This is a genomic window from Klebsiella sp. GL120222-02 (assembly GCF_003097195.1).
Lineage (GTDB): Bacteria > Pseudomonadota > Gammaproteobacteria > Enterobacterales > Enterobacteriaceae > Klebsiella > Klebsiella variicola.
In genome coordinates this window covers 64,511-77,043 of record NZ_QEQO01000011.1, presented here as the reverse complement: position 1 = coordinate 77,043, position 12,533 = coordinate 64,511, and the positions used below count along the sequence as shown (strand labels likewise).

The following is a 12,533-nucleotide window of genomic DNA, read 5'->3' as shown; positions in this document are numbered from 1 at the left end:
CGGGAAGCTTTTTCGTTTTCTACGGTCCTTACTTCCCCAGTTTCGCCATCATCTCCGGGCGCATAAATTTATGGATCACCACCATAAAGAGCAGCGATGGCACCAGCAAAATCAGCGCCGTAATCGACGAGACCTGATAGTTACCCGACATGCTGGCGTTATAGAGCAGTAGCGGCAGCGTGGTGATATCCGGCGCGCCGACAAAGAAGGTGCCGGTAAACTCATCCAGCGACTCCAGAAAAACGAAGATGCTGGCGGCAACGATCCCCGGCGCCGCCTGCGGCAGCACAATGTGCCAGAAGGTATATACCGGTCCGGCGCCAAGGTTACGCGACGCCCGCGCCAGCAGCGGGTCGATGGATGAGAAGGCTGCCATACAGATCCACACCGAATACATCAGGCCGTGAACGCTATGCACCAGTACCACCCCTGCGATACTGCCGTTCAATCCCCACTGATAAAACAATCGGGCAACATTCATGTATACCGTCAGGTTGGGAAAGGCCTGCGGGATGAGAAACAGCAGCATAAACAGCACCCGCAGCGGCATTTTCCGCCGGGAAAGCGCATAGCCGGCGGGGACGGAAATCAGCAAACAGACCCCCACCGATAACAGGGCGATCAACACGCTGGTTAACAGCGAACCGGACACATCGCTGTATGGATTGAAAACCTGATACCAGTACTTCAACCCCCACTGACTGGGCAACGAATGGGGAAAATACCAGCTTTCCGCTACGGTCCAGATCAACAGGTTCAGCAACGGGCCAAACATCGCCAGCAGCATAAACAGCAGCAGCAGGGTCTGCAGCGCCAGGCTGGCGCGCACTTTACGGCGCCCTTTTATCCACCATGACGGGGATGAGGCGAGGGTCAGCGCTTTCATGATTCCCCTCCTTTTTGCTGCAGGCTGTGGCGCAGGTAAAACCACGACAGCGCGCCGCAGATCGCCAGGGACACCACACCCAGCGCATTCGCCACCGCGTAATCGCCATAGGAATTCACGCGAAACGCCATATCCACCGTCAGCATCGTCGGCGTTCCGACGCCGATCATCAACGGTACCGACAGCACCGACATCATGGTCACCGTCGACAGCACCAGCGCCACGCCGATGGTCGGCAGGACCTGCGGCAGCATGATATCGAACAGGATCCGCGGCCGGGAGGCGCCAAGGTTACGCGCAGCAAGGATCTGCGACGACTCCAGCGCCGCCATCGCCCCGCAGATCAGCAGCGTGGCAAAGGCCAGTTGCTTCCAGACAAAGGTGATCACTATCCCTTTCCATCCCAGCCAGGAGAGCGTCTCCAGCGGTGTGACCAGGTCAGCCGCCACCAGCGCATTGTTCATCAGGCCATTTTTGGCGAGAAAAGTGCGCATCATCTGGGCGACGACAATAAACGGAATAAACAGCGGTAAGCGATACAAAAAACCCAGCAGACGAACAACGGGTCGGCACGGTGACAGCGCAATCACTGCCGACAGGGTAATGGCGATCAGCGCTAACAGCGCCACTGAGACCAGTACGATAATCAGCGAAAAGAGCACATCACTGGCGTAAAGCGCATAGACCTTGCGGAAGTGATCGAGCGTGAACGGCTGTCCCGGCGCGGTAAACGCCGAGACCAGCGAAAACCCCAGCGGATACAAAAACAGGATCGCGATCATCAGCGCCGCCGGAGCAACCAGCAGCAGATATTTTAATGAACTGGACATAATGCACCTGGCGTCAACACAAGAAAGCGCCCGGGCCGACAACCCGGGCGAGAGAAGGCGTTAGTTGGCCACCTGGCTTTCGTAACCCTCTTTGATGTCGTCAAAATAGGGAGCGATCGGGAAGCTTTTGCCATACTTTGCCAGCGCTTCCGGCGAGATTTCGGCAAACAGCTTTTGCCAGGTCGCCGTATCCAGCTTCGGCTTCACCTGCCCGGCGTCGATGCCCGGATACCAGTTAAACTGCTTAACGATCCCCTGCGCCTGCACTTCCGGACTGGTGGCCAGCGCGATAAAGTCGCGCGCCAGCTGCGGATTCGCCGCCTTCGCCGGGATGACGTAATACATCGGCTGACCCGGCATACCCGGCGCCAGTAAAGCAAGCTTGATCGAGGGCGGCAGCTTGCCCTGATCTTTCCAGCTATAGAACATATCGACCCACACCGGGCCCATGGCGATTTCCCCCCGGCTCAGCATATCGAGCGTCCCGGCGTTGCCCGGGGTAAAAGTTACGTTTTTATTGAACGCCTTCAGCTTCTCATAGGCCTGCTGCCAGCCTTTTTCGACGCTTTTATCATAGGGCCCGGCGGAGAGACGCTGGGCGTCGGTCCCGTAGGCGTAGATCCAGCCCACCACAAAGCTGACGCCGGACATGCCGTTCTTGATGCCGTTATAGCCAAAAGCCTGCGGATGTTTCTGCGTCCAGGCCACCAGCTCGTCATACGACGCCGGTGGGGTACTGAGCAGATCGCTGTTCCAGGCGATAGCGGTCTGGCTTAAGAACATCGGCATGACGTATCCGTCGACGTTAACGCCCAGCGCCTGAGTGGCGCTCGGCGAACTCACCATGCCGCCGGTCTGAATATCCTGACGGTATTTTTGCAGTAATCCCTTTTCCACCTGCTCACCGCCCGCCTTCTGGTGCACTACCGCGACGTCGATATCCCACTGCTGCGCGCCGCTCTCCTGCTGGGCCGTTAGCTTCTCGCTAATTTTATTCGACCCGGCGTCGCCGGGGCCGGTACCGATCACCCGCACCTTGACGCCGGGATGAGCGGCTTCAAATTTTGGCCCCAGCCAGGTTTTTACATAATCCACCATATTCTGATCGCCCGCGGTGGCGACATTCAGAATGGTGTCGGCCTGTGCGCCAAGGCTCAGGAAGAGGGTCGTTACGATCGCTGCTTTCGTCTTAGTCAACATGGATTGTCCCCAGAATGAACACGCTGATATCACTGTGATAGTGGTAAAGGAAAAATATGCAGGGCCGGCGTTGGCACATGGAGCCGAACGCGGCTTTTTGTCGGCCAGCACTGCGCGGCATCGGCCAGTAGCAGGCGGTCATGACAGCGCACGCTGTGGCGATACAGATTGCCCAGAAACGCGCTTTGCTCCACCACGCCCTCCAGAGCAAGTCCCTCCTGCGGCGCAGGCTGCGTTAATTCAGCGAGCGCGGCATCAGCGCTGCGAAAATAAATAACTTTTTCCCCCTGCTGAGCGGCGGATAAACCGGATATTGCGGCAGCGGATAATTCACCGGAGGTTATTTTATTATCGGCGCCCATAAAATCAGCGACGAAGGGCGTCGCGGGACGTTGATATATTTGTTCCGGGGTGCCAGTTTGTTCAATACGCCCCTGATTTAATACCGCAATGCGGTCCGCCATCACTAAGGCTTCCTGCTGATCGTGGGTGACAATTAATGACGTGAAACCCAGTCTCTTTTGCAGAGATTTAATTTCATGGCGCACATTCAGGCGCACTTTGGCATCCAGATTAGATAACGGCTCATCCAGCACCAGCACCTGGGGCTCTATGGCCAGGGCTCTCGCCAGCGCCACCCGCTGCCGCTGACCGCCCGACAGTTCGGTCACTTTCACCTCGCCAAGTCCCTCAAGATTCACTATTCGCAGCAGCTCCGCCACCCGCCGCGCGATATCCGCCCCGCGCCATTTGCGCAGTTTCAGGCCATAGCCGATATTGCGCGCTACCGTCAGGTGCGGCCACAGGGCGTAGCTTTGAAACACCATGGTGATATTGCGCTGCTCCGGCGCAAGATGGGTGATCGTTCGACTGGCAATAGCCATCTCGCCGCTTTGCACCGGAATAAAGCCGCAGAGCGCGTTCAGCAGCGTGGTTTTTCCGCATCCCGACGGACCCAGCAGGGCAATCATTTCCCCTTGCTCGACCGCCAGATCGATATTATGTAAAACCACGTTATCGCCATAACTAATTTTAAGGCCGGTGATCTGTAAATAACTCATATTCGCTACCTGAAAGCGCTGCTGCGGCATTTTTTTAGCAAGGTGAACACGTGTTCATTTGGCTGTAAAAAAAATGCAACGTTAACTCGACATGATGTGAGCCTACTTTGTCGGGTATTTATGACAATTTAATTAAGCGGCAAAAAATTTTGGCGAGGGTCAATGAAAATAGATGTGCTTGGCTGCGGGAGCGCCTTTTCCTGCACGCAAAATACCTCCGCGCTGCGGGTGATCGACGCGGACAACAAACAGTGGTTAATCGACTGCGGCCCCACCGTTCCCCGCGCACTCTGGCAGCGCGGCGGTGGGGTCAATGATATTGACGCAATCTACTTCACCCACGTCCATCCGGATCACTGCACCGGTCTGACGGCGCTACTGAATTACTGGAAAAGTAACGCCCGCCAGAAGCCGCTGATTATCTACTGCCAGCCAGCGCAGCAGCCGGTGCTCATGCAGCTGGCCGCGCTGGCGAACTGGCCTCAGGCGGACCCTGGTTTCACCATCGACTGGCAGGAATGCCGCGAAGCCTGGACGTGGCAGGACTGGCAGATCCGCACCGCCGCCACCCAGCATGAGCTGAGTAATCGCGCCATCCGCATCACCATTGCCGGGCAGACGCTGTTTTACAGCGGCGATGGCCGGCCAACCGCCGACTCGATAGCCCTGATGGCCGGCGCCGGGCTGGCGTTTCAGGAGTGTGCCTCAGTGGCGGCCCTTGACGACGATGCTTCTCATGGCGATTTCCCCTCCTGCCTGATGCTGTTCAGAACGCTGAAGCTCCCGGCGCTGGGGCTCTATCACTGCGAGGACGCCGCCCTGTCGGCGCTGAAGCAAGCCTGTCAGCCGTGGCAGGGATTATTCGTGTCGCAGGATGGGGACCACTTTACGCTGCCGCGTCCCGCATTCGCCGACGAGGCGCATGCCCTATGAGCCCACGTAAACCCAGCGTCACCGCCCAGGATGTGGCCAGACTGGCCGGCGTCTCGCGGGCGGTCGTGTCACGCGCGCTGAGCAGCAACGGCAGCATCTCTCCCGACGCCCGGGCGCGGGTGCTGCGCGCCGCCGAAGAGCTGGGGTACCAGGTTAACTTTCTTGCCCAGGGGCTCAATCGCCAGCGCAGCCACTTAATCGGCGTGATCGTCTCACGCATCAGCGATCCTTTTCGCAGCGCCCTGCTTGATGCCCTGCTCAACGAGATCCAGCGCCAGGGCTTTCAGGCGCTGGTGAGCGAGATCCACAGCGAGCAGGACCTGGCGCACACCCTGCGCCGTTTCACGCAGTTTCGCGTCTCAGGCGTTATCGTCACCTCCGGCCAGCCGCCGGAGGCGTTGGTGAATGAGTGCGTCCAGCAGCATATCCCGGTAGTGGGCATAAACCGCCAGCCGACGATACCCGGGGTGGATTATGTCTGCTCTGACAACGTCGCCGGCGCCGAACTGGCGGCCGACCAGCTGCTGCGCAGCGGCTGCCGGCGGTTTGGCTGGCTCAACCACTCACCTTCCACCTGGGCCGGGCGCATGCGTGGGGAAGCATTCAGCCGGGCACTGCAGGCGCGCGGAGTGGACGTCGAACGCAATCTGGCGATCCTCGCCTGCCCGGAAGAGGGCTATACGGGCGGGTTTCAGGCCGCGGCGCTCGCCGACGAGGCGCTGGAGGGGATCTTCTGCGCTAACGCCCAGATTGCCTGCGGCTTTCTCGATGGAATGCGCCAGCGCGGCAAACAGGCGCCTGAGGATTATCAGTTGATTGGTTTTGATAACACGCCGCCGACCGCGCAATATAGCTACCAGCTCACCACGCTACATCAGGATGTGGCGGCGATCTCCCGCCAGACCCTCGCCCGGCTGCAGGAGCGCACCGTCGACCCTTTACAACCTTCACGCACCACCTGGGTGGAGGTGACATTAATTCACCGGCGCACGTCGCCCTTTATTATCTGAGAGCAAGACCATGACGGAAGCACAACGAGAGTCATTATGCGCCTTGATTCGCCAGGCAGGCGCCCACGCCCAGGCGCTGCGCGATGCGGGATTGCAGGTCGATAAAAAATCGCGCCAGGACTTTGTTTCGCAAGCAGATCTCGCGGTAGAACGGGAGATTAAAGGATGGCTGAAGGCGCACTTTCCGCAGGAGAGTTTCCTCGGTGAAGAGAGCGGTTTCGAAGGCGATGAGCACACCGTCTGGGTGCTTGACCCCGTGGATGGCACCACCAACTTTATCCTTGGCATGGATTACTGGTGCATCTCACTGGCGAGAGTGTGCCAGGGCGAACTCTCGCTCGGCATCATCTACGCCCCCGATCGCGATGAGTTTTTCTTCGCCGGCCGCGGCGAAGGGGCGTTTCTCAACGGTCGTCGCCTGACGCTGCGTGAACCGGATCCCGACGCGGTGGTGATCGGCATGGGGCGCTCCAGCCGCGCCCCGGCCAGCGACTATGCCCGGGCCATCGACACGCTGCTCGACGCCGGCCTGGAGTATCGCCGTTTTGGCGCGGGCGCTCTGATGCTGGCGCATGTCGCTGCCGGTCAGATCCATGGCTATTTTGAAGCGCATATGAACAGCTGGGACGCGCTGGCGGGTATGCTGTTGATTGAGGAGGCGGGCGGAACGTGCAATGCATTTCTCGCCAATGAAGGGCTGCGGCAAGGCAACCTCGTCCTCGCCGGCTGCGCAAGCGTCCAGCCACGAATGGCCGCCCTGCTGGTCAAATAACATCGCGCCGCCGGTAGCCGACCGGCGGCTTTCTCGGGCTAACGCCAGGGTTCACCGCGCGGAATATTATTCGGGCAGCGCTTAATCGCGCAAAAGGACTGGAAAAAACAGGAGTCAGACTGCTTACCGCCAGCCTGATACGGGCAAGATGGCCGTTCGCGTAATTTCTCCCATTGCGCCTCGTCGTACACCGTAATATTGTAGATTTTTAATGAATGATACTGGTCATTAATTAAAACTCTCGAGGAATAGAGCTTCATCGACTCGCCGGGCAGCAGTATCACATCGGCCTCGTACCACATAATAAATTTTAAGAAACGCAGGCTGGATATTGCTGAAAAGGCGATGCCGGATTGCGGGCAGATGAGAGTATTAAGAATTGTCCATTTCATATTCCTTCCTTATAAAAGATGCTACAAATTATTACCTTATATAGTGATAGCATCCATCATTATAAACTGCAAGCACACCTGACAATTATGTGACTTAAGACAATTCCTAACAACATAACCCATTATCGGTAACCTTAATTTTTCATCAAGAGATTAATGGTTAACCTCTATAAAAAAAGAAATAAATTAACCACAGAAAAGAAAATATAATAAAAAATAAGATAATATAAACATAATTGACAAAACGTCTTAGTCCTTGTGGATGAGCCCTCAGCCATAGGCATCAGGTAATGTCGCGCACAGCGTCGCCAGCGCCTCGGCTGGCATGGTCAGCAGGGTAATTAATGCCCGGGCAGCGGCTGACTGGCTTCTATGCGGCGGGTAAAGCACCGAGAAAGGCCGTGAACGTCCGGCGAACGCCGGAAGAACAGGAACCAGCTCCCCGCGCGCGATCGCCTCCTGCACAATAAACGCATAGCTCTGACAGATCCCCGCCCCCTGCAGGGCCAGCGAGACCACCCCGAGCACATCATCGGAGACATGCAGAGATGACGTCGGCAGCCAGCTGATATCCCGGCCATCCTCACGAAATACCCATTCGGCGACTTTTCCCGTTGCCGGCATAATAAATGTCAGGCATGAATGATGGCGCAAATCGGCTATTTTACTCAGCGGTCTCGCTGTCGAGCGTAAATAGGCCGGCGAGGCCACCAGACATAGCGCCGCATCTTCCAGCTTTTTTGCCACCAGGCCGCTGTCGGGTAAATGTCCCTGGCGCACCACCAGATCGAAGCCCTCAGCGATAATATCGACATTACGGTTGGTAATATTCAGCTCAATCTGTACGTCGGGGTGCAACTGACGGTATAACGCCAGCCGGGCGGGCAAACGATAGTGTCCCCAGGTGGTGGGGGCGCTCAATTTAACGCGCCCGGATAACGCCCCTTTTTGCCCCTGCGTCTCCCGTTCGGCATTATCCAGCACCTCAAACGCCTGGCGGACCTGACTCAGATAGGCGCTTCCGGCCTCGGTCAGGCTGATCCGCCGGGTGGAGCGGCGCAGCAGCTGGCACCCCAGACGCGTTTCAAGACGGGTGACGGCCCGGCTTAACACCGACGGCGTCGACGACAGCGCCACCGCGCCGGCGGTAAACGACCCGCGCTCGGCCACCGCCAGAAAGACTTCTACATCCGCAAGATAATCAAACCGCCGGGCCATTTGGTTCTCCAGAGAACAAATGATTGTCATTCCAGGCATCTTATCTTCCCGAAGGGATTTAATAAAATCGTTTACCGAGGCTTAACCGGGCCATCTGCCCCTCTTTTTTACTGCTTTCTGGAGACCATGATGCATCGTTTTTCACTCTTCGTTCTCGGCCTGCTGTCCCTGGGGCAGACCGCACTGGCGGCCGGGCCTGACGCCCCTGCCCATCTGGCGCTATGGCGCAGTTATACCGGGGTCACCTGGCAGCAGCGCGTCGATGCGCATTCCGTCAATGCGCCCATCGCAGGATTGCACTTTGACGCCGCCGGTCGGGCATTTGTTAGCACCCCACGTCTGATTTCGACCCAGGCGCCCGCCACGCTCAGCCTGCTCGATACCAAGTCCCTGAGCGGCCCGGCACGACTCACCGCCTTTCCGTCCACCGCGGCCAACAGCATCAGCGCCGATCCCCGCACGCACCTGCGCAATGTGCTGGGCTTTTACGTCGATAACCGCAACGGCTGGCTATGGGCGTTAGATCAGGGCTTTGTCGCAGGGGAAAAGACGGCGCCGCCGGGGGCGCAAAAAATCATGATCTATGCGCTCAGCGACGGTCATCTGGTGCAGCGTATTCCGCTCGACAGCGTCGCCGACCGGGAAGGAAGCTTCCTCAACGATATTGTGGTCGATGAGGCGCGCCGGGTGGCGTATATCGCCGACAGCGGCCTGCGCAGCGCGCCGGACAATCAGGCCGGACTGATCGTCGCGGATGCTAACCGTGGGGCGGTCCGCCGGGTACTGAACCAGCACCCGGCGTTGATGCCGGTTGCCGGTCTGCAGGTGGTTTCACATGGGGAAACGGTCTGGCCGGGCAACCCCATTATGCTTGGTATCAATGGTATTGCGCTGTCACCGGACCAGGAAACCCTCTACTGGACGGTCACCACCGGTACCACGGCGCGGACCATCGCCACCGCCGCGCTGCGCGATCCCGCGATGAACGAACGCCAGCTCGCCGCGGCCATCCGTACCGCGGGTGAGGTCGGCGGGAATAGCGATGGGATCGTGGTCGATAAGCATGGCGCACTCTATATCACCGATGTGACCCATAACGGTATTGTCCGTTATCGCCCGCAGAGCGGGCGGTTCACCCTGCTGGCCGCTGACGACCGCGTGTACTGGCCCGATACGCCGACTATCGGCCCGGATGGCGCGGTAATGTTCACCGCCAGCCATTTAAACCAACACTTCGCTCAGGCGGTTAAACCGGGAGAAGAGAAATATACCATCTGGAAAGTGGTGCAACCCTGATCCACACGGCAGGCAGGCCCGTTGGACCTGCCTGCGTTTTTACCAGGTTTTGCCAATATTAAACTGAAACTGTTCTGCTTTATCGCCATCATACTTTTTAAACGGCTCTGCCCAGGAGAAGACCAGTGGACCGAGGGGAGACATCCACTGCACGGCAATCCCCGCGGAGAGACGAATATGACCCGGATCGCCGTAATCAGGGATCCCTGCCGCCAGCGTCTGCGCGGTGTTCTGCCAGGATGTGCTCCAGACCGTCCCGGCATCAACAAACAGCGAGGTTCGCAAGCTATCGGCGTACTTATCATTCACAAAGGGGGTTGGAATGATAAATTCGCTGTTCAGCACCGCCATGGCATTCCCGCCGACCGCATCAGATGAGGCGTCCAGCGGGCAGGCGCTATAGCTGCTTTCGCTACCATTGCAGCGGTAATAGGCCGCTTTAGGCCCAATGGTGTTAGAAGAGAAGCCGCGCACTGACGACGAGCCGCCGGCGTAAAAGTTATCGTAGAACGGTACACTTTTGCCGTCTAACCCACCGGCATAGCCTGCACGCAAACGTTCCATCCAGACCCAGCGCTTATTCTCGCTCAGCGGCAGATACTGGGCGGTGTCAAATGAGAGCTTGTAGTAGCTATTATCCGAACCGGGGAGGGTCACTTTACCGCTAAGACTGCTCTTGTTTCCCGCACGCGGGAAGAAGCCGCGATCGAGATCGTTATATCCCCATCCAAGACTCACAAAATAGTCGTTGGCGCTATATTTCGCGCCGCTGTCGCCATCTTTCGTCACCACGCTGGGCTCGATTCCCCGGGAGCTGAGGTAGCGCCAGGTCGTCAGCTCCGGATCCATATTGGTCAGGCGATTATGAACATAATCCAGTCCCAGGTTCAGGGAGTTATTTTCGCTAATGGGAAACCCCAGCGTACTGCCTAAGCCATAGCTCTGCTGGTTATAGCTCCCGGCATCCGCATCGGAAGCATCATAGCTGTTATAAAAAATCTTTCCGCCCAGGCTGATGCCATCGACGGTAAACCACGGGTTCGTCGCCCCCAGTTCAAGATAAGACTGGTAGCTGTTGCGCGTCCCGTTGAAGCTAACGCTATTACCCGTTCCCAGCCAGTTATCCTGAGTCACGCCAAGCTGATAGCTCACGCCGCTGTCCGTACCAAATCCCAGGCCCACGTTAAATGAGCCGGTGTTGCGCTCCTTCACCTTGTAGACCACATCGACCTGATCTGCCGTCCCACTGACCGGAACGATCTGCTGTTCAACGTTCTCAAAAAAACCCGTTCGGTCAAGACGTACTTTCCCTTGTTCGACTTTTTCGTTGTTGAGCCACGCCCCTTCCATTTGGCGCATTTCACGACGCAGCACCGCGTCCCGGGAGGTGTCGTTACCGGAAAATCGGATCTGGCGTACCGAGTAGCGGCGGCCCGCGTTGACCTGAATATGCAGCGCCACGCGGTGATGCGCATCATCGATTTCCGGCGTGGTCGTCACCTGCGGCCAGGCATAACCATACTTACCGAAACGCTTTTTGATCTCATTTTCAACTGTGGTGACTTGCGCCCCGCTGTACCATGCCCCCGCCAGCGGCTGGGCAAGGGCCTCGATCTCCGGGCCATGCTGCGCCAGGTCGCCTGTCACCTGAGTTCGGTCGACCCGATAACGTTCGCCTTCATTGAGGGCGATAGTGATATACAGGGATTTTTTATCTGGCGTCATACTGACCTGCGTGGACTCGATAGCAAAGCGCGCATAGCCGCGATCGAGATAAAAACTGCGCAGCGTTTCCAGATCGGCTTCCAGCTTCTGCTTCTGGTATTTTTTATCGGCTACCACGTTCCACCACGGCACATTATCGCGTAGCTGAAGCTGGTCCAGGAGCGTCTCTTCCCGAAACGCCTGATTACCGATAATGTTTATTTGTGCGATTTTCGCCGAGATGCCTTCCTGAAAGACGAACGTTAAGTCAACGCGATTACGCGGTAACGGGGTCACCACCGCGTGAACCTGCGCACTGTATTTCCCCGCACTGTAATAGAAATCCTGTAACCCTTTTTCTATTTCGCTAAGCGAATTTCTGTCCAGTGCGCTACCTGCAGAAATACCGGACGCGGTGAGATTTTCCTTTAGCGCATCATCCTTCACTGACTTATTCCCGGAAAAACTGACGCTGGCAATAGTGGGCCGTTCCTTAACCTGCACCACCAGCGTTTTCCCATCGCGCAGGATCTGCACATTCTCGAAATTGCCGCTCGCATACAGCGCGCGCACAGCCTCGCTGACATCTTCTGGCGTCACCGCATCTCCCGCGTGCAATGGCATACTTAATAGCGCCGCCCCGACGGTCACGCGCTGTAGCCCTTCAAAACGGATATCATCAACTTGATATGATGTTGCGGCATATAACGTTAAAGGGGCGATCAATAATCCGCTGATGATATGAGTCTTTTTTAACATGAATGTGTCGTCTACGAGATAATGAGCAATAGCAGTATTCTGCTGGCGTTGAGCTTATTTGTTCAGGATGCATCTCTAAAATGTGCGACAGAAAATAACCTGAGCGAGGCGCAGAATTACATGCAATTATGGCGATAAAATGGAGAAAAAAAGGATGTTAAATCATCTTTAAAAATATATTTAATGATGGAACTTTTGCTGAACGCCGTGGTTCTAATGGCCAACACCAGGGCTATATTTAGATTTACCTGAACGTTTTTTTATTAAAAAAGCCCCCTTTCTTGTTAATGAAAAGGGGGAAAATTCTCGTTAGGAATGATGCTCTCTGGGATCACCAGGAACAGGGAGAAAAATATCCTGAAACCCAGCAGATATAATGAAGAGAAATTGAATAAATTATGCAACTGATATCACAACATTCTACCCCGTATACACTGCCAAAGGCCGTTAACGAACATCTCCATATTTTCCT

11 protein-coding genes are annotated in these 12,533 nt (G+C 56.7%); 4 read left to right on the top strand and 7 right to left on the bottom strand.

Annotated features, from left to right (window positions below):
• Positions 1 to 28: 28 nt before the first annotated feature.
• From N438_RS24985 to N438_RS24970, 4 genes are read right to left on the bottom strand one after another with little or no spacing between them, the layout of a single operon-like run.
• Positions 29 to 886, bottom strand: coding sequence for an ABC transporter permease subunit (locus tag N438_RS24985; RefSeq protein WP_012543174.1), 858 nt, complete (start codon positions 884 to 886; stop codon positions 29 to 31).
• Complete coding sequence (locus N438_RS24980; RefSeq protein ID WP_008807277.1) at positions 883 to 1,716, bottom strand: sugar ABC transporter permease; 834 nt, start codon at positions 1,714 to 1,716, stop codon at positions 883 to 885. The genes N438_RS24985 and N438_RS24980 overlap by 4 nt, the downstream gene beginning before the upstream one ends.
• A 60-nt stretch (positions 1,717 to 1,776) precedes the next feature.
• The gene (locus N438_RS24975; protein ID WP_008807278.1) at positions 1,777 to 2,916 is read right to left on the bottom strand and encodes an extracellular solute-binding protein; all 1,140 of its coding nucleotides are present in this window, start codon (positions 2,914 to 2,916) and stop codon (positions 1,777 to 1,779) included.
• Between the two features lie 29 nt (positions 2,917 to 2,945).
• Positions 2,946 to 3,977 (bottom strand): ABC transporter ATP-binding protein, encoded by a 1,032-nt coding sequence (locus tag N438_RS24970; RefSeq protein ID WP_023323472.1) that lies wholly within the window; start codon positions 3,975 to 3,977, stop codon positions 2,946 to 2,948.
• 162 nt (positions 3,978 to 4,139) lie between these two features.
• On the opposite strand from N438_RS24970, the gene N438_RS24965 reads away from it, so the two are divergent.
• Genes N438_RS24965 through N438_RS24955 form a run of 3 tightly spaced genes read left to right on the top strand, consistent with a single transcriptional unit; the run spans position 4,140 to position 6,692 of the window.
• Positions 4,140 to 4,910, top strand: a complete 771-nt coding sequence (locus N438_RS24965) for a ribonuclease Z (RefSeq protein WP_116696571.1) — start codon at positions 4,140 to 4,142, stop codon at positions 4,908 to 4,910.
• Positions 4,907 to 5,920, top strand: a complete 1,014-nt coding sequence (locus tag N438_RS24960; protein ID WP_023323471.1) for a LacI family DNA-binding transcriptional regulator — start codon at positions 4,907 to 4,909, stop codon at positions 5,918 to 5,920. The genes N438_RS24965 and N438_RS24960 overlap by 4 nt, the downstream gene beginning before the upstream one ends.
• A gap of 10 nt (positions 5,921 to 5,930) precedes the next feature.
• The gene (locus tag N438_RS24955; RefSeq protein WP_116696570.1) at positions 5,931 to 6,692 is read left to right on the top strand and encodes an inositol monophosphatase; all 762 of its coding nucleotides are present in this window, start codon (positions 5,931 to 5,933) and stop codon (positions 6,690 to 6,692) included.
• 38 nt (positions 6,693 to 6,730) lie between these two features.
• On the opposite strand, the gene N438_RS24950 is transcribed toward N438_RS24955, so the two are convergent.
• A complete protein-coding gene (locus N438_RS24950) occupies positions 6,731 to 7,084 on the bottom strand; it encodes an anti-adapter protein IraM (protein WP_008807283.1) in 354 nt (117 codons plus the stop codon).
• 270 nt (positions 7,085 to 7,354) lie between these two features.
• On the bottom strand, positions 7,355 to 8,302 hold the full coding sequence (locus tag N438_RS24945; RefSeq protein WP_012543179.1) for a LysR family transcriptional regulator: 948 nt from the start codon (positions 8,300 to 8,302) through the stop codon (positions 7,355 to 7,357).
• Positions 8,303 to 8,431: 129 nt separating this feature from the next.
• On the opposite strand from N438_RS24945, the gene N438_RS24940 reads away from it, so the two are divergent.
• The gene (locus N438_RS24940) at positions 8,432 to 9,598 is read left to right on the top strand and encodes an L-dopachrome tautomerase-related protein (RefSeq protein ID WP_012969158.1); all 1,167 of its coding nucleotides are present in this window, start codon (positions 8,432 to 8,434) and stop codon (positions 9,596 to 9,598) included.
• Between the two features lie 39 nt (positions 9,599 to 9,637).
• On the opposite strand, the gene bamA is transcribed toward N438_RS24940, so the two are convergent.
• Complete coding sequence (gene bamA, locus N438_RS24935) at positions 9,638 to 12,061, bottom strand: outer membrane protein assembly factor BamA (protein WP_012969159.1); 2,424 nt, start codon at positions 12,059 to 12,061, stop codon at positions 9,638 to 9,640.
• Positions 12,062 to 12,533 lie beyond the last annotated feature (472 nt).

What these genes read in the sequence shown, in the direction of transcription:
- N438_RS24960 (WP_023323471.1), top strand. Translation starts at nt 4,907, where the DNA reads ATGAGCCCACGTAAACCCAGCGTCACCGCCCAGGATGTGGCCAGACTG.
- N438_RS24970 (WP_023323472.1), bottom strand. Translation starts at nt 3,977, where the DNA reads ATGAGTTATTTACAGATCACCGGCCTTAAAATTAGTTATGGCGATAAC.
- N438_RS24985 (WP_012543174.1), bottom strand. Translation starts at nt 886, where the DNA reads ATGAAAGCGCTGACCCTCGCCTCATCCCCGTCATGGTGGATAAAAGGG.
- N438_RS24980 (WP_008807277.1), bottom strand. Translation starts at nt 1,716, where the DNA reads ATGTCCAGTTCATTAAAATATCTGCTGCTGGTTGCTCCGGCGGCGCTG.
- N438_RS24965 (WP_116696571.1), top strand. Translation starts at nt 4,140, where the DNA reads ATGAAAATAGATGTGCTTGGCTGCGGGAGCGCCTTTTCCTGCACGCAA.
- N438_RS24950 (WP_008807283.1), bottom strand. Translation starts at nt 7,084, where the DNA reads ATGAAATGGACAATTCTTAATACTCTCATCTGCCCGCAATCCGGCATC.
- N438_RS24940 (WP_012969158.1), top strand. Translation starts at nt 8,432, where the DNA reads ATGCATCGTTTTTCACTCTTCGTTCTCGGCCTGCTGTCCCTGGGGCAG.
- N438_RS24975 (WP_008807278.1), bottom strand. Translation starts at nt 2,916, where the DNA reads ATGTTGACTAAGACGAAAGCAGCGATCGTAACGACCCTCTTCCTGAGC.
- bamA (WP_012969159.1), bottom strand. Translation starts at nt 12,061, where the DNA reads ATGTTAAAAAAGACTCATATCATCAGCGGATTATTGATCGCCCCTTTA.
- N438_RS24945 (WP_012543179.1), bottom strand. Translation starts at nt 8,302, where the DNA reads ATGGCCCGGCGGTTTGATTATCTTGCGGATGTAGAAGTCTTTCTGGCG.
- N438_RS24955 (WP_116696570.1), top strand. Translation starts at nt 5,931, where the DNA reads ATGACGGAAGCACAACGAGAGTCATTATGCGCCTTGATTCGCCAGGCA.